17 protein-coding genes are annotated in these 22,714 nt (G+C 36.1%); 14 read left to right on the top strand and 3 right to left on the bottom strand.

The annotated features are described in order from the left end of the window. Nucleotides 1-4: 4 nt before the first annotated feature. Together BXY58_RS05045 and BXY58_RS05040 are read right to left on the bottom strand one after the other, a co-directional pair. Nucleotides 5-1,615 carry a CTP synthase gene (locus tag BXY58_RS05045; protein ID WP_120212734.1) on the bottom strand — a complete coding sequence of 537 codons (1,611 nt, stop codon included), beginning with the start codon at nucleotides 1,613-1,615 and terminating at the stop codon, nucleotides 5-7. Between the two features lie 312 nt (nucleotides 1,616-1,927). Further along, the gene (locus BXY58_RS05040; RefSeq protein WP_120212733.1) at nucleotides 1,928-3,925 is read right to left on the bottom strand and encodes a GEVED domain-containing protein; all 1,998 of its coding nucleotides are present in this window, start codon (nucleotides 3,923-3,925) and stop codon (nucleotides 1,928-1,930) included. 253 nt (nucleotides 3,926-4,178) lie between these two features. Here BXY58_RS05040 and BXY58_RS05035 point away from each other — a divergent pair, with 253 nt between their 5' ends. From BXY58_RS05035 to namA, 5 genes are all read left to right on the top strand, one after another. Beyond that, nucleotides 4,179-5,747, top strand: a complete 1,569-nt coding sequence (locus BXY58_RS05035; RefSeq protein WP_120212732.1) for a helix-turn-helix domain-containing protein — start codon at nucleotides 4,179-4,181, stop codon at nucleotides 5,745-5,747. After that, complete coding sequence (locus BXY58_RS05030) at nucleotides 5,744-6,865, top strand: tetratricopeptide repeat protein (protein WP_120212731.1); 1,122 nt, start codon at nucleotides 5,744-5,746, stop codon at nucleotides 6,863-6,865. Before BXY58_RS05035 ends, BXY58_RS05030 begins: the two co-directional genes overlap by 4 nt. A gap of 3 nt (nucleotides 6,866-6,868) precedes the next feature. Further along, the gene (locus BXY58_RS05025; protein ID WP_120212730.1) at nucleotides 6,869-7,324 is read left to right on the top strand and encodes a DUF1569 domain-containing protein; all 456 of its coding nucleotides are present in this window, start codon (nucleotides 6,869-6,871) and stop codon (nucleotides 7,322-7,324) included. A gap of 279 nt (nucleotides 7,325-7,603) precedes the next feature. Further along, on the top strand, nucleotides 7,604-8,050 hold the full coding sequence (locus BXY58_RS05020) for a hypothetical protein (protein ID WP_147366809.1): 447 nt from the start codon (nucleotides 7,604-7,606) through the stop codon (nucleotides 8,048-8,050). A 102-nt stretch (nucleotides 8,051-8,152) separates the two neighbouring features. After that, on the top strand, nucleotides 8,153-9,214 hold the full coding sequence (gene namA, locus BXY58_RS05015) for an NADPH dehydrogenase NamA (RefSeq protein WP_120212728.1): 1,062 nt from the start codon (nucleotides 8,153-8,155) through the stop codon (nucleotides 9,212-9,214). Nucleotides 9,215-9,262: 48 nt separating this feature from the next. Here namA and BXY58_RS05010 read toward each other — a convergent pair whose 3' ends face one another. Next, entirely contained in the window at nucleotides 9,263-9,634 is a 372-nt protein-coding gene (locus tag BXY58_RS05010) for a winged helix-turn-helix transcriptional regulator (RefSeq protein WP_120212727.1), read from the bottom strand. 126 nt (nucleotides 9,635-9,760) lie between these two features. Between BXY58_RS05010 and BXY58_RS05005 the strand changes: the two genes are divergently transcribed. The 9 genes from BXY58_RS05005 (at nucleotide 9,761) to BXY58_RS04965 (ending at nucleotide 22,711) form a co-directional block, all read left to right on the top strand. Beyond that, entirely contained in the window at nucleotides 9,761-10,558 is a 798-nt protein-coding gene (locus BXY58_RS05005) for an SDR family oxidoreductase (protein WP_120212726.1), read from the top strand. Between the two features lie 19 nt (nucleotides 10,559-10,577). Next, nucleotides 10,578-10,892, top strand: a complete 315-nt coding sequence (locus BXY58_RS05000; RefSeq protein ID WP_120212725.1) for a nuclear transport factor 2 family protein — start codon at nucleotides 10,578-10,580, stop codon at nucleotides 10,890-10,892. A gap of 181 nt (nucleotides 10,893-11,073) precedes the next feature. After that, nucleotides 11,074-12,558 (top strand): T9SS type A sorting domain-containing protein, encoded by a 1,485-nt coding sequence (locus BXY58_RS04995; RefSeq protein ID WP_120212724.1) that lies wholly within the window; start codon nucleotides 11,074-11,076, stop codon nucleotides 12,556-12,558. A 171-nt stretch (nucleotides 12,559-12,729) separates the two neighbouring features. Further along, complete coding sequence (locus BXY58_RS04990) at nucleotides 12,730-14,358, top strand: tetratricopeptide repeat protein (protein WP_120212723.1); 1,629 nt, start codon at nucleotides 12,730-12,732, stop codon at nucleotides 14,356-14,358. Between the two features lie 108 nt (nucleotides 14,359-14,466). Continuing rightward, a complete protein-coding gene (locus BXY58_RS04985) occupies nucleotides 14,467-16,797 on the top strand; it encodes a VPS10 domain-containing protein (protein WP_120212722.1) in 2,331 nt (776 codons plus the stop codon). A gap of 138 nt (nucleotides 16,798-16,935) precedes the next feature. Further along, nucleotides 16,936-19,497, top strand: coding sequence for a DUF2339 domain-containing protein (locus BXY58_RS04980; RefSeq protein ID WP_120212721.1), 2,562 nt, complete (start codon nucleotides 16,936-16,938; stop codon nucleotides 19,495-19,497). Next, entirely contained in the window at nucleotides 19,481-20,698 is a 1,218-nt protein-coding gene (locus BXY58_RS04975; protein WP_170144195.1) for a hypothetical protein, read from the top strand. The genes BXY58_RS04980 and BXY58_RS04975 overlap by 17 nt, the downstream gene beginning before the upstream one ends. Nucleotides 20,699-20,763: 65 nt before the next feature. Further along, nucleotides 20,764-21,666 (top strand): Abi-alpha family protein, encoded by a 903-nt coding sequence (locus tag BXY58_RS04970; RefSeq protein ID WP_120212719.1) that lies wholly within the window; start codon nucleotides 20,764-20,766, stop codon nucleotides 21,664-21,666. Between the two features lie 256 nt (nucleotides 21,667-21,922). Next, complete coding sequence (locus BXY58_RS04965) at nucleotides 21,923-22,711, top strand: GLPGLI family protein (protein WP_120212718.1); 789 nt, start codon at nucleotides 21,923-21,925, stop codon at nucleotides 22,709-22,711. Nucleotides 22,712-22,714: the final 3 nt, after the last annotated feature.

The following is a 22,714-nucleotide window of genomic DNA, read 5'->3' as shown; positions in this document are numbered from 1 at the left end:
AATCTTACTTTCCTTTTATTGCAGCATTAATGAACGCTTTAAAAAGTGGATGCGGCGTAGCAACCGTACTCTTGTATTCCGGGTGATACTGAACACCAATGTAGAACGGGTGATCTTTCAGTTCCAAAGTTTCTACCAAACCGGTTTCCGGATTTAGTCCCGTCGGAACGAGTCCTTTGTCTTCGAAGTCTTTTTTGTACTCACTGTTGAACTCATATCTGTGGCGGTGACGTTCCGAAATAGTTTTTGCGCCATAGATTTCTGACAATCTTGAGCCTGATTTCAAAGCACACTTCCAAGCACCAAGACGCATTGTTCCGCCTTTTTCCACCACATTTTTCTGCTCCTCCATTAGAGATATTACCGGATCTGGCGTAGAAGTATCGAATTCCATACTGTTGGCTTTAGCTAATCCTAATACATTTCTGGCAAATTCTATCGTCATAATCTGCATCCCCAAACAGATTCCCAGTAGTGGAACCTTGTTCTCTCTTGCATATTTCGCCGCTTGGATCTTTCCTTCTATACCTCTGTCGCCAAAACCTGGAGCGACAAGGATTCCGTCAACGCCTTTCAAAAGTTTTTCTGCACCTTCAGTTTCGATGTCACCACTGTAAACCCAACGCACCTTAACTTCCGTCTCCATATCCGCACCGGCGTGGATGAATGCCTCGGCAATGGATTTATAAGAATCTTGAAGCGACACATACTTTCCTACCAAAGCAATTTCTACGCTTCGTTTTGGGTTTTTATATTTTTTAAGAAATGATTTCCAGTCTTTCAGATTGATATCTTTGCCTGCAGGAAGATTAAGTTCCTTAAGAACAACTTCATCAAAATTCTGTTTCTGCAGATATAAAGGTACTTCGTAAATCGTGTCCATATCAATACATTCGATGACGTTTTCCAGTCCTACATTACAGAACTGCGCCAGCTTGGAACGCAAATCTTTCGGAATGGTGTGTTCCGTTCTGCAAACCAAAACATCCGCCTGAATCCCGCTTTCCATCAATTGACGAACAGAATGCTGGGAAGGTTTTGTCTTCAGTTCTCCACTTGACGATAAATAAGGCAACAATGTCAAATGGATGACCATAGAATTGTTCTTACCCAATTCCCATTGCAACTGGCGAACACTTTCTATATAAGGAAGCGACTCGATATCACCTACAGTTCCGCCGATTTCCGTAATGATGATGTCATAATCCTTTTTGGAAAGCATCTTGATTCTGCGTTTGATTTCGTTGGTAATATGTGGAATCACCTGCACAGTTTTCCCCAGGAAATCACCTTTACGCTCTTTCTCGATAACGGTCTGGTAGATTCTTCCGGTTGTGACATTGTTATTCTGTGATGTTGGAGAATCCAGGAATCGCTCATAATGTCCAAGGTCAAGGTCTGTTTCTGCGCCGTCTTCGGTCACATAACATTCGCCGTGTTCATAGGGATTAAGCGTTCCGGGGTCGATGTTGATATAAGGGTCAAGCTTTTGGATGGTAACTTTGAAACCGCGGGATTTAAGAAGAAGCCCCAAAGAAGCGGAAACAATACCTTTACCAAGTGACGATGTTACACCTCCTGTTACAAAGATGTATTTCGTTTCTTTTTTACTCATTAGATTAGGTTTGTGCAAAGTTAAAGTATCTGAACCTAAAAAACAATTTTAAGAAAAGAATTAGGTTTTTGTTAACGAATAAATAAATATGGCAAAGTCGCAAAAATTTAAAGTAAATCATTGTTGAAAAGTCACAAAGTCTGCATCATACAGAAAAGTTGAATCACTCGCAGCCAGGCTTGAGCGGGAATCCTTTTTACGCAACGAAGTGGAGTGAAAAGATTGGGAGCGGAAGACGGATTAAGCTGCCCCAATAAAAAGAAAACCCACATCAATATTGATGCGGGTTTTTCTCCTAATTATGATGAAGATTTATTTTTTGATCACCTTAAATGTTTTGGTTTTTCCATCTTTAGTTGTTGCTTTCACAACGTAAGTTCCTGTGATTAATGTTGACAGATCCAACTGAACTTTTGACTCATCCAGACTTGCGAAGTTTCTTACCAACTTACCTTCGATATTGTAAACTGAAACGTTGGTTACATTTTTATCGCTTACAAGAGTCAGGATGTCTTTTACCGGGTTTGGATAGTAGCTGATCGATTTTGAATTGATGTCATTCACGCCAAGAGATTCTTTCACATCTAATGTGTAATCTTCTGCCTGACCATAACCGTAGATTGAGTTATCGCAAGGCGTCGTGATAGATGCATCCCAGTTCAACATCACTCTCATTCTTGCTTTTCCTACTGTTGCATTAGCCGGAACTGCGATGTTACCTGTAATCTGTGCGCCATCCATTCCGTCAGAAGTCATTGCTCCAACTTCATAGATTTCTCCTGCGTCTGTGAAGATTCCGTTTTGGTTCCAGTCTACGAAAACTGTTGCATAATCATAACCAGTATTAGTGTTAGCTTCTATAGCAATTGGATATTCGCTGCCTTGGTAAACTTCGCCCACTTTGTCCAGATAATATTCGTTAGCCTGGCTAGAATATGGATCTGATGCATTATCGATTCCCGCAAACTGAACCTTAGTAATAGAATCTACTCCATATTGTGGCGTTGTAGAACAATAAACATCATTCACTGTAACCTGGAACGAACATACGTAAACGATTTTCCCGTCTGCATCTACCAAATTGTGAACGACATTGGTCACACCAATCGGGAACTGAGAACCAGATTCATAACCAGAAACTAAAACGGTCTGCAATCCTGACGAAGAAGATGAACCGCAAGTAACCGACAATGTATAAGTTACAACTGCTGATGTTTCTGAAGCACTTGCAAGAGTTGTTTCGATATTCTCAGGACAAGTGATTGAGCAATCGTTGTCGTTTAATAAAAGATTATTGAGATTAATGGCCCAACCTGCTGCGAAAAACGGCGGAATAGAATTATCAAATCCAGCAATGTAGTTTCCATTAGCAGAAATTCCCATTGCAGTTCCCAATTTTCCATCGAAAGTTGTAACCGCTACGTTTTGGCTCGTCAAAATATCTTTCAGGAAAACAGGATTCGAACTTAATGAAGGATGATAGATGATCACTTCTCTGCTGCCTGCATAACCTGCATATCCTACAGCAATACCGTTTTCTGAGATGGATGTAAATGTTGCAGTATCAAAACCTGCAGGAATATTGAACTCTTTATAAACATTGGTATTGATGTCATAGATGAAAGGCTTGTTATCTTTCACACCTACAACTTGCCCGGCGTCATTGATATCAGCAGCTTCTCCATATCCCAAGTCTCCGATATAATGCACCACGCCATCCGGTGTGTAATAAACCGGAATCCAATACGTACTTCCATTGATAGAATATTTGTTAACAAAACCAGCTACAATTCCCGAGCTGTTGATGCCTTCGCCTCTTCCATATTCAAAAGAACCATCGCCGTCCAGTTTTTTAATCGTTCCCGCTTCTGTATCGTAGATGTAGGCATAACTATTTTCAACACTTGTGGAGATTTGCCCTGTTACATATTTGCTGTTTCCGGAGATCGCATTAGCGCTGCTGAACCAGCTATTACTCGGAACATCGCCAGGGAAATAGCCAATTGCCGTCCAGGTTCCGTTTTTCTTATATGCTGCTTGTCCCAGTTCTTCGCCTTCAGAACTTGTATAAGCCATCAATCCCGCAACATCGCCGGCGTTGTTGATTCTGTTTGTAGCTTGTCCGCCTTCTGTGGGTGTTGTATCTCCGGTAGCAAAATCAAAATAGGCTCCGGAATGGATTCCTTTTCCATTGTCATTGATGTCATACAGACGTGACCCCATTCCGTCCAGAACTTTCAGTTCTATTTGCTGGGCATTAATTCCAGACATTGTCATTGCGCCTAGTAAAAGCAAGTAAACTTTTTTCATAATAATAAAAATATTAATAGTAATTTTTCTTCAGCAGTTATTGACTTCTTGTTTCAAAAACTTGTTTACAATGTTATGTCTTAAAACTAACAATTCCTAAAGTTTGCCTTTTTGAATTCGTGAATTTTTAAAATATTAATTCTAAAAACACCTGATTTTCAAATATTTAACAAAACAACAATAACCATGAATTTTTCACTAAAGAATTATTAAAAATCATACAATTCACAAATAAAAAAACTATTTTTGTAGTATGTTCAGGGTATTTTTTTTGTGGTTGATGGTTGTTTCCGGTGTCATTTTGACTTCGGCGCAAAGCAATCCAGAAACATTGAAGCTCCTTGACAAAGCTTATCAAAGTCTTTACGAAAACCCTGACAATGCTTTCCAGATTCTTCAGAATATTGATGTCAACAAAGAGCCGGAACTCATCAAACAGCGTGTTCAAATCATCCTGTCAAGAGCCTACAACTTCAAAGGTGATTATGCAAAATCCATTGATCAATCCATCGACAATCTGAATAAAAACAGGAATGAAAACAATTCCTTCTATTCGGATTTTGCTTTGGCTCAGCAATATCAGTCGCTCAGACTTTACAAGCAATCCATCAGAATTTCGCAGAACCTTGTTGACAAAGCTTCTAAAATCAAGTCTCAGCATTATCCGGAAAATCTCTCCGCTTACATTTATCAGCTGAATGCATCTAACCTAATGGTTCAGAAAAAATGGAAAGAAGCAGAAGAAAATCTGAATCAGAGTAATTCTCAGCTAAAAAATACGGATGAAGATTTTATCATTTCGATAGAAAATCAGATTTATCAGACATTCATTTATATTTCTCAAAATCAAATTGATAAAGCTGAAAAATTGGTTAATGAAATTCAGAAAAAGCTGGAGAAAACGCCTCAATATGTATTTCTAAGAGCTTTCAATCTTGATAATTTTGGTAGAATTAATTTCCTGAAAAAAGATTACGTCAAATCAACCGAAAACCTGAATCAGGCTTTGGAATTAATTCAAAATAAAGCTTATGATGCATTGAGATACAGAATTTATGAGGATTTGTCCAAAAATTATCTGGCGCTGAAAAACGAAGATTTGTATCAAAAATATTACTCTATATATAAGGAGCAAACCGATAAATTAGACAAAAATAAAAAAGACGCCATTCGAAACCTGGTAAAGCTGAATGAACAATACGAAGCCAAAAGAATAGAAAATGCTGACCGCAATTTTATAAACAATATTCTGATTATTGCGATCGTGTGTTTCGTTGGCATTTTAGCGATTGTTCTTATGAATCTTTTCGAAAAAAGAAAAGCAAAATCTATCCAGAAGCAAATCGATTTTTATTCAAAACAACAGGATTTCATTAAGAAAATTGATGAAAGTAAAACTGTTATCGAACCAAAATCCGAAAAAATAGAACCTGACATTTCCAAAAAAACACCGCTGATTTCCAAGGAAAAAGAAATGGATATTCTGGCGCGTTTGGAAGAATTTGAAAAATCGGAAATGTTCCTGAACCGCGATATGTCACTGGCAATGCTCGCCGGACAATTGGACACGAACACGAAATATCTGTCCGACGTCATCAACCGATACAAAGAAAAGAATTATAACAATTACATCAACGAACTAAGAATCAATTATATCGCTTATCTTTTGAAAACCGATTCTGCTTATCTTAATTATAAAGTAAGCTATCTGGCGGAGAAAGCAGGTTTCTCTTCCCACAGCGCATTTACTACAGTTTTCAAATCCGTAACCGGGATTTCGCCAAACACTTACATCCAGCAATTGACTCAGAATAAACAATGAAACGCTCCATTTTCATATTAATTATTTTCTCGTTTACCGGAATTTTCAAATCCCAGTACAATGAGCAATTGTATAAAAAAGCGTTGTCGGACATTTACCAAAATCCTGATAACTCTCAGAAAATCACGCAACAAATGCTGAAAAATGAGAAAAATCCGGACAATCTCATCAAGCTCTATAAACTGATGTCGCATTCCTACATTTCCAAAAGGGAATTCGACAAATCTCTGGATTGGGTTCTGAAGATGAAGGAACTGAGTAAAAATGTGACCAACCCGGAACAAAAAGTAAAAATCCTGAATGCAACGTCCATACAATATCAGCAGATGGGACTCAACAGCAAGACGTTGGAAATCCTGGACGAATCTTATCAGATTTGCAACCAGCTTCCGGACGGGAAATTCAAAACGTATTATCTCGGTCTCAACTCTGCTTTGCGAGGTTTGGTTTATAAATCTCAGGACAACAACGAGCTGGCATTGGAAAAGCTGCTCATCGGCTTGGAGTATGTAAAAAAAGTTGGAAATTATGATAATGCCATCGCCAACTCCAGTGTTTTCCTGTACAACATTGGCTATTGTTATTTTTATTTGAAGCGATACAATGAGGCAGAAAAATATTTCAAACAATCTGCTGAAGTTGCCAAATCTGTTCACGCAGAGAGTTTGGAGGCTTTTGCCTACAAAGGTTTGTCTGAGAATTTCACGGCTTTGGGAAAACATCAGGAAGCGATAGAGCTTTTGAAAAAATCGGTCAATCTGTCCAAAAAAGTCGGCGATTTGGTGTTGAGTGAAGGGATTTACAAAGGTTTTTCTGACAATTATCTCGCACTTCAAGATTGGAACAATTATGAAGTGTACAACAAACTGTACATCGAAACCAAATTTGCCAGAGAACAAAGTGAACTCGCTTCTCTCAACAAAAGCATCGATGTCCTGAATCAGGAAAACAACAAAAAAATCGAGGAACAAAAGAACAGGTTGAGAATCATAAGTACCCTAATTATCGTAATTTCTTCAATCTTATTTATTTGGTTTCTTCTTAAATTCATCAAGCACAAAAAGCGCAACCAATTATTATTAGAAAAGCTCAATCAAATTAATAAAATCACGACCTAAACTATGAAGAATATATTCGACCAGGCGGACACAAGCCATTTCATCAAGAGAATTAACGCACTCACGGAAGATTCTTTCCCGAAATGGGGCGTGATGTCCGTGGACAAAATGCTGGCACATTGCAATGTAACCTACGAATTGATTTACGAACAGGAGAAACACAAGAAACCCAATCGTTTGATAAAATGGGTTCTGACAAAATTTGTAAAGCCAAAAGTTGTAAACGAGACGCCGTATAAACACAACTCTCCCACCGCTGCAATGTTTGTCATTACAGATAATAAAAGCTTCGAGGAAGAGAAAAAAAGAATTATAGGTTTCATCCAGAAAACCCAGCAATTAGGTGCAGACGCTTTCGAGGGGAAAGAAAGTTTCAACTTCGGAAAACTCACTGCAACCGAATGGAACAATATGATGTCCAAACACCTTGATCATCACTTGACACAATTTGGAGTTTAATTAATTTTTCACGCTGATTGACTAAATTTTGCTGATTCATTTCCATCTGCTTGATCAAAACAATTTGCGAGACAGTAAATATTTTTTATTTGGGCAATTTAATCCGTCTGAAGTTTATCCTGAGCGAAGTCGAAGGGCTCCCAAACCTAACGAAGTGGTTCGACGTAGTCAATCTTTTTTGCAGACGATTTCATATTAAGATAGAATTTGGAGGTTGGCAAAAAAGGATTTCCGCTCAAGTCAGGTTGCGAGTGATTCAATAATTTAAAATTTATGGTTATGAAAAAAGTAATTTTTCTTTTAGTCTTTATTTTCGGATTTACAATTTTCAACGCACAAGAAGTTGAGAAATTAATCAAAAACAACAACGAATATTTCATCGGTAAAATCGATAATTCAGCCAATTTGAAAGTTCTTTTCGAAACTATTTCTAAAGAAAATCAGGAAAAAGACACTTACAAAGTTTTTGGCTTCTCGGATGTAGAAGGAACAAAAGCCTACTTCGAAGGAACTATAACTTTTGACACAGAAAAAACTCAAAATTCAAAAGACCAATCCAAAATCTACGATTTGAAACTGTCGGAAAAAGGAAACGGAAAACACAACGGAATTTTCTCCGGAGAATTATCTATCAAAGAATCATCAGACAAAAACCAATTGAAATTCGAAGGAACGTGGACGAATTACGGAAACACACTGAAATTCCCGTTCTATTTCAATAATTAAAATTATAAATAAAACACTTCGACAAACTCAATGTGACATCTAATTAATAAAAGTTGTCAGACTGAGGCTCTCGAAGCCATTCAAAATAATAAAATTCTAAAAATGAAACTTTTCACACCTATAACGTTTAGAAATGTAGAACTGAAAAACCGAATCGTAATGTCGCCAATGTGTATGTATTCTGCAGAAGAAGGCGTTGCGAATGATTTTCACTTTGTTCATTACGGGAGCCGTGCTCAAGGTGGCGCTGGTCTTATCGTCGTAGAAGCAACAGGTGTTGAACCACGCGGAAGAATCTCGGACAAATGTCTCGGAATCTGGAATGACGAACAAGCTTTGGCTTTGAAAAAAATCGTTGACTTTGTTCATCAGAATTCGGAAAGTAAAATCGGGATTCAGTTGGCTCACGCTGGGCGAAAAGGTTCTGTTTCCGCTGAAACCAACCGACAAATGAGTTTGGAAGAAGGTTGGGAAACCATTGCGCCAAGCCCGATTCCGTTTCATCATTCTGAAAGAATTCCCCACGAATTATCTGTTGACGAAATCAAAACATTGGTAGAAGATTTCAGAAAAGCAGCTAAAAGAGCGGTTGAAGCTGGATTTGATGTTTTGGAAATTCACGGTGCGCACGGTTATTTGATTCATCAATTTCTATCGCCACTTTCCAATACAAGAACCGATGAATATGGTGGAAGTTTTGAAAACAGAGCAAGATTCTTAATGGAAATTGTAGATGCAGTTAATTCCGAAATCACAGAAAACCAAGCGCTTTTCGTAAGAATCTCCGGAACCGAATATGCAGAAAATGGTTGGGAAATCTCCGACAGTGTAGAATTATCAAAAGCTTTGAAAGCTAAGAATGTAGATTTGGTAGATGTTTCCAGTGGTGGCAATATTAATGGTGTAACCATTCCTTTGAGACCAGGTTACCAGGTTCCTTTAGCAGAAGATGTGAAAAAGAATTCGGATGTCAAAACCGGAGCTGTTGGTCTTATCACGTCAGCAGAACAAGCGGAAGAAATTCTTCAAAACGGACAAGGTGATTTAATTTTCCTGGCTAGGGAAATCTTGAGAAATCCGTATTTCGCAGTTCAATCATCCTGGGAAAGCGGTGATGATTGTTTTTACCCGCATCAATATCTGAGAGCAAAGCCTGCTAAATAAACTAAATCCGTTTTTCTAACAATTGAATTACTTCAGAGAAAAACGAATTTAATTTTCATTCTCAACATTCAATCTTTTCAAAATCACTTCTCTCAGGTGCTTTTCATTCGCATCGCCCCATTCTCCAATCGCTGAAATTACAGGAATCAGCGTTTTCCCAAATTCCGTGAGGTTGTACTCTACTTTTGGAGGAACCACAGGATAGATGATTTTGCTCACGAGGTCGTGGTCTTCCAACTCCTTTAGCTGGATATTCAGAACCCGGCGGGACGCATCCGGTATTTTCCGCTGCAACTCACTAGGCCGTTGATGTCCCTGATGGATAAACCATAGCAGACGTATTTTCCATTTGCCATAAAGAACTTCACCTATCAAATCAAGGCCACAGTTCAGATTAGGAATAATTTTTCTTTCATACATATTACAAAACTAAACCTATGTTCCGATTTGTACAATAGGGGAAAAATTTATCCCTATATGAATCGTATTTCCGTACTTGCACCAACTGTTTTTATGCCCCAATTTTGTCCTATAAAATTTAAACAAATGGAACAACAATTTAATTTCAACAATGAGTTATCCGGCAAAATTGCTTTGGTAACAGGTGGTACAAAAGGCGCCGGAAGAGCCATTGCAGAGAGACTTTTACAAGCAGGCGCAACCGTTATCATTACAGCAAGAAATGCTCCGGAAGAAGGAAACAACAACCTGTATTTTATCGCCTCAGATTTGAGCAAAGCAGAAGACTCACAAAAAGTCATCAGCGAAGTGCTTTCGACTTATGGAAGACTGGATATTTTGGTTAACAATCTAGGTTCATCCGTAACGCCAGCCGGAGGTTTTGTGGCTTTAAGTGATGAAGATTGGGAATCAACTTTACAAGCAAACTTACTCGCTCCTGTGAGATTGGACAGAGGATTTTTACCCCAAATGATTGAGAGAAAATCCGGCGTCATCATCCACATCGCCTCTATCCAGGGTAAATTGCCTTTGTATGATTCGACTTTGCCTTATGCGGCGTCGAAAGCGGCCTTAATCAATTACAGTAAAAGCTTATCCAACGAAGTGACACCGAAAGGCGTTCGTGTATTGACTGTTTCTCCGGGTTGGATTAACACGACTGCATCAAAAGCGTGGTTAGGCGAAATTGCAAGAAATGCCAACAGCACCGTAGAAGAAGCGCAGCAAGGTGTGATGAACGCACTGGGCGGAATTCCTTTTGGCCGACCAGCAGAATCCGAAGAAGTTGCAGAATTAGTAGGCTTTTTGGTTTCACCAAGAGCTAATTACTTAACAGGAACCAATTTCGTCATTGATGGTGGCACAGTGCCAACCGTTTCATAACCTTTAAAAATTTAAAATTATGAACTTACCTAAAGTAGTACAAGAATTAATAAAAACACAAAACGCGTTTGACAGCAATGCTTATGCTCAATGTTTTACGGAAACAGCCGTAGTTTTTGATGAGGGCAAAACGCATACAGGCAGAAAAGAAATCGAACAATGGATAGACAAAGCCAACACGGATTACCGTGCGACAATGAAACCTTTGGAATATTCGGAAACCGAACAGACTTTGACCACTGAAGTTTCGGGAAATTTTCCGGGAAGTCCGATTATGATGAAATACCATTATGAGTTTGAAGACGGATTGATCCAATCTTTGAAAATTGTTTAAGATTGACTTCTAAATTAATTGAATTACTCTTGACGTGTTATCCTACTCTATTTTCAAACTTTCCATTTCGGAAAGTTTTTCGTTTTCACAGAAATGGACAATTGTTGTCACACAATGTCACGCCTTAAATTAAAGCTTTCGGGTTTATACTATATAACTTCACTCAACAAAAAAATTATATATGGAAAAGTATCTATTCTCGGGAATTTTAAACAGAGGAATTTTATCAATGCCTGTTTTCAGTTTGACATTGGCCTTTGGACAATATCAATCCAAAAAAATCACAGCTTCTACAAGGGAAAGCCGGGCAGAATTCGGGACGTCGGTTGCGATTAACAATCAATTTTTGGCGGTTGGCGCTTCCAGAGAAGACATTGCAAAAGGTGCTGTTTATATTCATCAAAAAAGCGGAAACAACTGGAATTTCAATCAAAAAATCACGGCTCCGGATAGTTTCGAAATGGCGGAATTTGGAGGAAGTATAAAGTTTGGAAATGATTTTCTTGTGATTTCTGCAGGAAGAGCGGATATCGAAAATATAATCCGAGCAGGTGCTTTGTATGTTTACAATTTAGATGCTAACAATCAATGGAATTTCACAAACAAACTGACAGCATCTGATTATGATAATGATGCGTTGTTGGGCGTTAATCCTACTTCTATTGCTGTTGACGGGAATACGATTGTTGCTGGCGCTCCAGGATTCAGCAGTTGGAATGGTGCTGTTTATATTTACGAAAAAAGTGGTAATGACTGGATAGAAGCACAGAAAATCACTTCGCCGGAAAGTGTAGATTTTGGAAATTTTGGGATTGGCGTCAGTCTTTACGGCGATTATCTTGTGATTGGCGCAAGTGGCGTTAATAACAATGCAGGGAAAATTTACATCTATAAAAAGAACAATTCCGGAGATTGGATTTTCCATCAAAGTTTAACTTCATCAGACAATTTCGAAAATTCTTATTTTGGAAATTCGGTGAGTGTTTCTGGTAATGAGTTAGTTGTTGGTGCTTACACCGAAGTTAACACAGGAAATCCGTCGATGGCTTATATTTTCAAATTAAATGATGATGGAAACTGGGAAGAAACTCAAAAAATCCCAAGTTATGAATCTTCTGAACACACTTATTTTGCCTGGATGTGCGAATTGAAAAACGATCAACTTCTCATCAGCAGTCCACATCTTTACGGCGCAGAAGCAGGAAGAACTTTGCTTTATAAAAAGAACAGCCAGAACCAATGGGAATTTGACCAGGAACTAAAGCCCGAAAACGATGTTGCAGAAGATTTCTACGGTTGGAGTTTGGCAATGAGTGATAATGAAATCCTAATTGGTGCAGCAAGAGACAATTGGGATAATAATGAAGAAAATGAACTCAATGATGCGGGTTCTGCTTATATTTTCACTTCGACAAATCTTGCAACTAATGAAAATAATCTTTCTAAAAACAATATAAAAATCTATCCCAATCCAGCTAAAGATTTCATCAATATTACAAGTCAGAAAGAAATTAATTCAGTTGAAATTCTGGACCAATCCGGAAAACGAATTTCGGAATCGAGAGAATTAAAAATCAATATTTCAAATCTTCCAAAAGGAATTTATATTCTGAAAATAAAATTCTCAGACAGAAATTCATCGATTCAGAAATTGATTAAACAATAACTATAAAGACACTTCGACTCCGCTCAGTGTGACAACTCTAATACTTAACATTATTTCAAACAAATGTCAGTGTGAGCGAAGTCGAAGACTTTAGCTTATATCATTCCTAATCTCATCTTTTTGTTTTTACGGTTAATTATATCTATATTTCGTTATCGATTTGACGAGAAGATGAAACTATTTCTGAAAATAATCCCAATAATTATATTTTTTATTCTGCCTACAACAATATCCGGGCAGTCCGAAAAAGAATGTGAAGTCATCATCGATTCAGCCATTCAGAAGATGTTTCGAAAGGAACATACCAAATCTCTGGAAATGTTGATTCGGGTAAAATCTGTCTCAGAACAAAAGAAATGGGACAAATCCAACTTTCGCGCAACCAACAACATTGGTCTCAATTATTATCTGATGACCGACTTTGGCGAAGCTTTGAAATATTATCTCGAAGCTTATGATATCGCAACCAATATGCCGGACAAGAAGCACGTGATGACGGTTGTCAACAATATTGCGATTCTTTACTTTCAGGAAAAGAATAATAAAAAAGCTTACGAATATTTCCTAAAAGCCTATCAAACTGCTAAAGAAAACAACCGAAATGAAAAAGCCGGCGCTTATGCAGTGAATCTCGGGTTGGTTTTGAATAAATTGAATAAAATCAATGAAGCCTATAAGTACATTCAGGAAGCGGAAATACTGACAAAAGATGATCCGAAAGTCAATGTAATGAACAAAATGGCTTTGGCAGAAAATCTTTATCTCAAGAAAAAATTTGAAGAATCTGAAGCTATCATCGATAATCTGATTCCTAAACTGGAAGCTGATAACCAAACCGAAAATCTGGTTTTTATTCTGCTGATAAAAGCGCAAATTAATGAGAAAAAAGGAGACTTTACTCAGGCAAAATCTTTGGCTTTACAGGCAAGAAAACTCTCTCCGAACATCAATAACAGAGAGGAAGTTTACAATTATCTTTCAAAAATCAATGCGGAAACCAAAAATTATGATGAGTCTCTCAAATACAAAGATTCTGTGATTATTGCGAATGATTCGATTTCAAGAATTAATAATTCTGCGCTGTTCAATAATGGAAAAATCAAGTTCGAAATGCAGAATTATCAGTTTGAGCTCAAAGAAAGCCATCAGCGTTTGAAAGATGAAAGAAAAATTTTCTACATTATTATCGCTTCTGCCGTTATCATTATTTTGTTGGTTCTGCTTTTCCTTTACAATAACTCGATAAAATACAGACAGCAGAAAAAAATCACGCAACTGGAATTTGAAAAAAAGCAAAGCGACAATCTGATTCTGACTCAACAACTGAAAGAACAGGAAACTTTATCTTTATTAGAAAAAGAACGTCTTAAAAACGAAATCGAACAACAAAACCGCCAGCTCACTTCACAAGCTTTAACCATCTCCAGCAGAAATGACGTGGTGGAAGAAATTATTGAAGCGATTGTCAATCAACCTGAGATTTCTAATAATACGAAACTGGTCAATTCTATCAAGGATTTAAAAATTCAGCTTAAGAATAATAATCAGTGGGACAGTTTTTTCAAACATTTTGAGGGCGTCAATCAGAATTTCATCACCACACTCAAAGAAAGACATCCGGATTTGAGTTCTTCCGAAATCAGATTCATCTGTTATGTTTATATGAATCTCAGTCATAAAGAAATTGCATCCATTCTCAACATCAGTCCGGAATCCTGCAGAAAAAGAAAGGAAAGAATCAGTAAAAAACTCAATCTTCCTGACAAAATTAACCTATACGACTACATTTCAGCGATATAGACAAACCTACGTCACGCAGAAATTAGATTGATGTCACGCAATGTCACGCCATTATTGATCCATTTTTTTTGATTTATCATCAATTTTACATCAATAAATTTTTGAAATATGAAGAAAATATTGACTTTATTTTTATTGGCAATTTGCTCCGGTCTTTCTACAATGTTGACGGCTCAGTTGTCATTTTTAACTTCGCCAAATTATGGGCAGGTCTTTGATGTGACTTATGACCCAATCAAGCCTGATGTTTTGTATGCTAATACGGTAACCAATCACATTGTGAAAAGTTCTGATAATGGAAAAAATTGGGAAGTGCTTTACTCTTTTCCAATTAATCTAAGTTTTGGAACAATAAAGGAATTAAGATGGACCGCTGACCAGAAATACCTGAGTTTTATTTTAACCTCGGAAGGGACAGCTTACAATCAGGTGATTATCATCGACCCGGAGAATGGCAATGTCATCAAAAAAGTCGATTCACCAAATGGAAATCAGTCTGGAAATCTGATAATGTCCTACTCGATTACCGGAAATAACTACGAAAATATTCTTTTACACACAACGTATATGTACAATTTTGGTCTTGTGACGGATGTTTTTTACAGCAAAAATGGCGGAGATGACTGGCAAAAAGTTTATACAAGTTCTACCAATGATGGCGTTCACGTGAATAATGTCGCAATCCACCCAAGAAATCCTGACAAATTGTTTTTAGCAAGAGGGTTTTCTCCTGGAGAAAAAAACGGTGGATTATTTGTATCAGACAATTCCGGAAATACCTGGACAGAAAAAATTGCAGGACAGAATTATTCTGCCATAACATTTGACCCGACAAACCCTCAAAAAATGTTTTTGGGAACGTTTTATCTTACAGAAACTCAGACCGAGAATCTTTACCGATCCACAGACGGCGGCGATAACTGGAGTATTGTGCCAATCACTTGGACTGGACTTTCTACGAACAGCATTCAGAAAATTGTTATCAATCCTAAAAATAATGATGAAATAATGATTCTTGAAGAAAATGAACTCGTGATTTCAAAAGATGGTGGAAACTCTTGGGCCAATTATGTTTATCCTAATAATGACCTAGAAAATAAATATTATTACGGACTGAATGCGACTTACAATCCTTCTAATAGCAATGAAGTAATCATCAGTTCCAATTTCTATCCTTTTCATTCTTTGGATGGCGGAATTACCTTATCAAGATTCAAAAATCCTTTTGGAAATAATACGGAGAAAGTCAGCTTTCATAAAAACACAGAAAAACATTTGTATTACGGTCTGAGAAGAGGATTTATTCATCAGGATTTCCAAACTGGTGAAGAAACAGGAATTAATCTTCAGGCTATCAACTTCTTTCCAAATTTCTCTAACAATGGCCTTTTTGCTGACCCATTGGTTGCTGGAAGAGTATATATCAGCAGCAGTGGTTTTATGGGTTCAACGTTTGCTGTAAGTAATAATCACGGTGCAGATTATTCTACAGGTTACAGCGATTATGGACTGAATATTATGAAAATTGCGACATCAAAATCGAATACCAATCATTCCTGGGTGGCTTTCAATGAGACGGTTAGGAAATTCGATTTTACCGATATGAGCGGAATTACCAGCGAGGAAGTGATGCTTCCTGCTTTCGGGACTGTTTTCGCAATCAGCATTGATGAAGTTAACGAAAATAATGTGATTCTATCCCAGAATAATGAGGTTTACAGAACCACAGACAGCGGACAAAACTGGACACCTTCGGAAAGCGGACTGAACGTTTTGGAAAAAGATGTAGACTTCATTTATGACATTAGCAAAAATCCTTTTAATAAAGACCAATTGCTATTGTCCACAACTCAGGGGATTTTCATCTCCAATGATGCCGGTGCAAAATGGACTCAAATCTACAGTGGCAATGTCATCAACAAAGCAGAATTTTCGCCGTACAAAGATGGGGTTATCGTAGCATCTTCCAATTTTATGAACGGAAGCGGCGAAGGTTATGCGTATCCGCCGTCACAGGTTAGAATTGTTTATTCAACTAATTTAGGACAAACTTGGAGCGAAATTTCGCCTGAAAGTCTGGGGCATCTTTTTTCAGAATCTTCAGCCATAGATTTTCTGGAAGACGAAAAAGCGGACATCTATTTCAGCACATCGGATTTAGGATTGGTGAAATATCAAATCAGTCTGGAAACTTTGGGAACTGGCAATAATTCTTTATCAAAAGCTGAATTTATCATCTATCCAAACCCAACCTCTGATTACATTACGATTTCTAATGACAACGTGAAAGAAGCTATGATTGTAGATTTTACAGGAAAAACTGTGTTGAAATCGACATTAAAAACACTTGATTTAACCAATCTTCCGAAAGGTGTTTACATCCTGAATGCAACATTGGAAAACGGAAAATCTATTTCGAAAAAAATCATCAAGAAGTAAAAATTTCTTCATATCAAAAAAGAGACTTAGCAAAAATTTGTTAAGTCTCTTTTTATTTTAATCAAAGATTGCTCTCATATTTCCTTATAATTCCAAAATCAAGCGTATTTTTTTATATTTGTTAACAGAAGCACATTTATGGAAATATTTTTATTACTAGTTGTTATAGTTTTTGTTATCATCATTCACAACAAAGTCAACTCTAATCATCAAGCCACTCAGGATTCAATCAGAAAACTTCAGGAGAAAATCGATTCTTTGAAATCAGGAATCCAACTTCCACCTGTAAAACAAGAAGGACCAGAGATTCCAATTATCAAGGAAGAAATAAAACCAGAAGAAATAACTCCAATTCCTATTGTTGAAACTCCTCCGATAATCGAAGAAGAAATCATCGAAGAAAAACAGCCGGAAACTATTGAAAATACAATTCCGCCGGTTGAAGACGAACTTCCAAAAGTGGAACAAAAAGTGGCTTTCTCATCAGAAAATACGATAAGAGAAGTTGTACCACCTAAAAAATCTTGGCTGGAAAACTTCAGAGAAAACAATCCTGACATCGAGAAATTCATCGGAGAAAACCTCATCAATAAAATTGGAATTCTGATTTTGGTTCTCGGCATCAGTTTCTTTGTCAAATATGCGATTGATAAAGATTGGATCAATGAACCGGCACGTGTCGGAATTGGGATTTTGGCTGGTGCGCTTGTGATGGGCGTTGCTCATCGATTGAGGAAAAATTACACCGCTTTCAGTTCTGTTTTTGTGGCTGGAGCAATTAGTATTTTTTACCTCACAATTGGAATTGCGTTCCACGATTATCATCTCTTCAGCCAGACTGTGGCGTTCATTATTATGGTCGTTATTACCATTTTCAGTGTGTTCGTTTCAGTTTCTTATAACCGGAAAGAATTGGCAGTTTTGTCTTTGATTGGCGGTTTTGCCGTTCCTTTTATGGTCAGCACGGGCGAAGGCAACTACAAAGTTCTGTTCACATATATTGCGATTCTGAATGTCGGAATGCTCTTAATCGCTTATTTTAAAAAATGGAATCTCGTTACTTTGCTGGCTTTCATTTTCAGTTGTCTGCTGTATTCTGCTTGGTTTGGCAAAGGCTTCTACGACGATAAATTACCGTATCGTGGTGCCTCGTTTTTTGCTACCATATTTTACATTATTTTCAGTGTGGCAACGGTTATCAACAACCTTAGAAACAAAGGTTCTTTTACGAAACTGGAATATTTCATAATGGTCGCTAATACGTTCTTCTATTTCGGAATGGGAATCAGTATTATCGAAAACTGGAAACCGGAATTCAAAGGTTTGTTTACCGTTGTTTTGGCTTTGTACAATTTGGTTTATGCGATATTTTTATATAGAAAATTTGGGTTGGACAAAAATGCGATTTATCTGTTGTTAGGACTGACTTTAACCTTCATGACATTAGCCATTCCGATTCAGTTTCAAGGCAATTACATCACTTTATTCTGGGCTGGAGAAGCCGTTTTATTGTTCTGGCTTTCTCAAAAATCAAAAATTGTAACCTTCAAATTAGGCGCAATCATCGTTCAGATTTTGATGTTCGGAAGTTTAATTATGGATTGGGAAAAATATTATTCCGGAAACCTGATGGAACTGAAACCTTTCCTCAACCGAATGTTCATCACAGGAATTGTATCACTCGCTTCATTGATTTTCACTTATATTTTATTGAGGAAAGAGAAAGAAAAAACTAATATTTTCGGTTTTGAATTCCATCCTTCTTCTTACAGGAATATTATTTTAGGCGTCAGTATTTTGGTCGGCTATTTTACCGGAATGCTGGAAATCAGTTATCAAGCTAACGAATACATCAGCAATTATTATTCGGCGTTGTCTTATTCGGTTTTGTATCATTTTCTGTTCAGCGTCGGATTGAGTTATTTTGTTTTGAAGCTAAAAGACAAAGGCTGGAACAGTTTCACGATTGTTTTGGCTACCGTTAACATCATCATTTACATTGCCTATTTCTACAAGCTGACTTACAATGAAATGACGGAAAATTTTGTTCTCAATCTATCTTCCAAATCAGCCTATTTCATTCATTATATTTTATTGATTTGCCTGGCTTATTTCGGACTTGTTTTAGTTAAATTCAGAAACGAAAGTCTTTTCTCCAAACTTTTGAATCATAAATCGGCATTATGGATTTTCGCATTTTGCATCGTCTATGTTTTGAGTAATGAAGTGATGATTCATGGATTGATGTTTACCAAAGACATTATTTCACCTACAGAATTAGCGAAATATCCTTTCAATAAAACGGGTTACAGCTATGAAAAAGAAATGTTCATCGATGACAAATTCGAAGCGATAAAACTTCAAATCATCAAAATCGGTTATCCGATTCTTTGGGGCGTTTTATCTTTTGTTTTTCTGATTATCGGTATCAAAAAACAAAACCAGCCATTGCGTATTATTGCGTTAGCTTTGCTCGGAATCACGATTATCAAGTTATTTGTTTACGATATCAAAAACGTTTCGGAAACAGGAAAAATCATCGCCTTTATTTTGTTAGGTGTATTGATTTTGATTATTTCGTTCGTTTATCAAAAGATTAAAAGACTGGTCGTAGATGAAACCAAAATCCCTTCGGATAAAATTGAAAACTTGGAAGACCAAACAGAAACTAAAAACCCAACCGATGAAGAAATTAATTAGTCTAATATCAATTCTGATAGCGAGTTTTTCCTTAGCTCAAAGCTATCAGGGAAAAATAAATAAAGTCTCTGAAAGCGGACTTCATCAGATTTTGCTAACTCCGGAAGTTCGATCTGCGTCTCAGAATAATATTGATTTTTTAAGAATTTTTGATTCTAAAAATAATGAAGTTCCTTATGTTTTTTATGAAGGTAAATCCAGCAATTCCAGTTCAAAGGATTTTACCATCATTTCAAAAACTGCTATTCCGAATGTAGCGACTTCCATCATCATCTCCAATGAAAATGCATTGAATATCGATCATCTTACCTTGAAAATCGCTAATACGGATGTCGAAAAAAAGTACAATATCAGCGGCAGCAACGACCAGAAAGAATGGTTTGGTTTGGTCGGTAATCAAAAAGTAATCGGACTGAATGACGCCGGGGAAAACTTTGTGGAACGTGATTTTGCTTTTCCTTTGAACAATTACAAGTTTCTGAGATTTGATTTCATCGATAAAAACTCTTTGCCTATCAATATTCTGGGTGCGAGTTTGGAAGAAAATCATTCTGTCCATCAATCGAAAATTGAATTACAAAATTTCACTCAAAAAATTGAAACTGATAAAAAATTAAAACAAACCAGAATCACGATTACTTTTCCAAATCCGCAAGTGATTGACGGAATCGGTTTCGAGATTTCTGCGCCAAGTTATTATCTGCGTGATGCAAGGATTTTGATTAATAAAAACAGAGTTTATAAAAAATCGACAGAGAATTATGTCGAAAACATTTCTGCGTTTCAACTCAACTCAAAAAGTAAAAACCAATTTGATGTACAAAGTTTTTTTGCCAAAGAATTCATCATAGAAATTGATAATCAAGACAATCCGGCTTTAGACATTACGAAAATAAACCTTTTCCAGAAGCCTGTCAGCATTCTGACGGATTTAAAAGCGAATGAAAACTATACCTTGAAAATTGATTCTACTTGGTCTGCGCCACAATACGATTTAATCAATTCCGGAATTGATGTTAATCAAAATTATCCTGTCACAGCCATTTCAAACTTAGAAAAACTAGAACAATCAAAATCTAAAGAAGAAGCAAAAACCTTTTGGCAGACACCTTTGTTTATGTGGATTTGTATTGTTCTGGCTGTTGCGATTATTGGTTATTTTGCTGTTGGGTTGGTTAAGGATATGAATAAGGAGAATTAATAATTCAAATCAAATTGTTTGAACGCAAACCGGACTAAGAATTAAAATCACAAAAAAGCTAAAAAATGAGCGATAACAAAATAAATATTACTTCAAGTTTATTAGAGAAAGGCGTTGACATTGCTAAAGATTTTGTTGATAAACTAATTATTCCTTCCGTTGAAGAAACAGGGCTTTTATTGAAAGACCAAATCTCACTTTGGAGATTTAAAAATCAAATAAAAACTTTAGTTAAAGCAAAAGAAATATGTGCTAAAAACAATATTTCTCCAAAACAAATATCACTAAAATTACTTTGCCCAATATTAGAGTATTCTAGTCTTGAAGAAGATGATTTCTTAACAGATAAATGGGCAATACTTCTCTCAAATCTTGTTGATTCAGAACAAAATATTCAAAACCACGTTTTCCCTTATATTTTAAGTCAAATTTCAACAAAAGAGTTTCAAATATTAGAAAATGTTTTTGACGAAAAAGATAATAGATTATCAAAAATAACAGAAGAATTAAATCATTATTATAAAAATAGAGAAAAAATCGAGCAAGAGCTTAAAAAAGAATTAAATGATATTGATAGAAAAATCATTATGTTCGACGATAATGATGGTTATATAAATTATGAATTAACAAAGCTATATCGAGAAAAATCTGCAATTAATAGTAGACTCAATGTATATAAGCACAAAGAAACACTTTTAAAATTTTCGCTAGACAAATTGGAAACTATTCCTACAGGAAGCGTTGAAAAATTTGAATTATCAAATTTATTAAGATTAGGTTTAATTAAAGAGGAGAAAGAGTTTTATGCTAATTCTCAAACTTTAAAAATTCCAAATGAAAGAGATGAGTATGAAACTCATACAACTGTTGATTTAGAAATTGACGTTCATTCTGACATTGATTATTATTTAACCGAATTTGGAGAGTTGTTCATAAAGTTATGCAAAGAGAAACTACAGGTGATATAATATTAGCAAAATATAGTTGAAAATAATCCACAAATAAAACCTTCCCAAAATCGGAAAGGTTTTTCTTTATCTAATACTGAAACTTCCTAAGCATCCAGCATTTTATTAATCTTTTCTCTGGCGTGCCCTATTTTTTAGAAATGATTACGAGCAAGATGCTCTTACCAAAAGGTTTTGTTTCACTTTTAAAAAATATAAATATTAAAACTTCGTTTATCATTTTATTAGCAGAAAATTTAAACATCCCCTTTCACAAATGAAATTTATAATTTTTTTTCTTGGAATTTCTACCTTTTGCTTCTCACAAAAATTGAGTTTTATTTACGAAACAAAATACAAACTGAATTCAGAAAATCCAGATGAAGTTAATTCCGATAAAATGATCTTGGATTTAAAAGATAATATTTCAATTTTTAGAGATTCAGTAGAAAAACAAGCAGATTCATCAAAGTTGAATAATGGAAAGGAAATATTTAAAATGGGCGTTGAAAACCAATTCTATGTCAAAAAGAATCTAAGTCAAAAAAGAGTTGAAAAAGTAATTACTTATTTGCGAACAGATTATCTTCTTCCCATTGAGGAAATTTTAGATTGGAAAATAACTTCCGAACAAAAAATGATTGGAAAATATCAATCTCAAAAAGCGGAAACCAATTATGGAGGAAGAAACTGGATTGCCTGGTTTACTACGGAATTACCTTTCAGTGATGGTCCATATATTTTCAACGGTTTACCAGGATTGATTGTTTCTATTCAAGATTCAAACAATGACTATTCATTTAATTTGATAGAAGTCAAAAAAGGCGGGAATCTATTTGATGCACGCACAAAAACAATAAAAATTGATTGGACAAAATATGAAGCACTTGCAAAATCATATTTTAATGACCCATTTAATTTAAATTCAAGAGGGTGGAAAACAGTTACATTCACCGACCCGACTGGTAAAACAGTGGATATTTCTGTGAAAAATAAAGAATTTCAAAATAATATTTTACAAGACAATAATCCAATTGAGTTAAATCATAAAGTAATTTATAAATAAAAA

Source organism: Epilithonimonas arachidiradicis (assembly GCF_003610695.1).
Lineage (GTDB): Bacteria > Bacteroidota > Bacteroidia > Flavobacteriales > Weeksellaceae > Epilithonimonas > Epilithonimonas arachidiradicis.
This window is presented reverse-complemented; position numbering and strand designations above follow the sequence as displayed.

Coding starts and splice junctions, on each gene's coding strand:
- BXY58_RS04970 (WP_120212719.1), top strand. CDS start 20,764: ATGAGCGATAACAAAATAAATATTACTTCAAGTTTATTAGAGAAAGGC.
- BXY58_RS05000 (WP_120212725.1), top strand. CDS start 10,578: ATGAACTTACCTAAAGTAGTACAAGAATTAATAAAAACACAAAACGCG.
- BXY58_RS05010 (WP_120212727.1), bottom strand. CDS start 9,634: ATGTATGAAAGAAAAATTATTCCTAATCTGAACTGTGGCCTTGATTTG.
- namA (WP_120212728.1), top strand. CDS start 8,153: ATGAAACTTTTCACACCTATAACGTTTAGAAATGTAGAACTGAAAAAC.
- BXY58_RS05045 (WP_120212734.1), bottom strand. CDS start 1,615: ATGAGTAAAAAAGAAACGAAATACATCTTTGTAACAGGAGGTGTAACA.
- BXY58_RS05035 (WP_120212732.1), top strand. CDS start 4,179: ATGTTCAGGGTATTTTTTTTGTGGTTGATGGTTGTTTCCGGTGTCATT.
- BXY58_RS05030 (WP_120212731.1), top strand. CDS start 5,744: ATGAAACGCTCCATTTTCATATTAATTATTTTCTCGTTTACCGGAATT.
- BXY58_RS05040 (WP_120212733.1), bottom strand. CDS start 3,925: ATGAAAAAAGTTTACTTGCTTTTACTAGGCGCAATGACAATGTCTGGA.
- BXY58_RS04995 (WP_120212724.1), top strand. CDS start 11,074: ATGGAAAAGTATCTATTCTCGGGAATTTTAAACAGAGGAATTTTATCA.
- BXY58_RS04975 (WP_170144195.1), top strand. CDS start 19,481: ATGAAGAAATTAATTAGTCTAATATCAATTCTGATAGCGAGTTTTTCC.
- BXY58_RS05005 (WP_120212726.1), top strand. CDS start 9,761: ATGGAACAACAATTTAATTTCAACAATGAGTTATCCGGCAAAATTGCT.
- BXY58_RS04965 (WP_120212718.1), top strand. CDS start 21,923: ATGAAATTTATAATTTTTTTTCTTGGAATTTCTACCTTTTGCTTCTCA.
- BXY58_RS04980 (WP_120212721.1), top strand. CDS start 16,936: ATGGAAATATTTTTATTACTAGTTGTTATAGTTTTTGTTATCATCATT.
- BXY58_RS05025 (WP_120212730.1), top strand. CDS start 6,869: ATGAAGAATATATTCGACCAGGCGGACACAAGCCATTTCATCAAGAGA.
- BXY58_RS04990 (WP_120212723.1), top strand. CDS start 12,730: ATGAAACTATTTCTGAAAATAATCCCAATAATTATATTTTTTATTCTG.
- BXY58_RS05020 (WP_147366809.1), top strand. CDS start 7,604: ATGAAAAAAGTAATTTTTCTTTTAGTCTTTATTTTCGGATTTACAATT.
- BXY58_RS04985 (WP_120212722.1), top strand. CDS start 14,467: ATGAAGAAAATATTGACTTTATTTTTATTGGCAATTTGCTCCGGTCTT.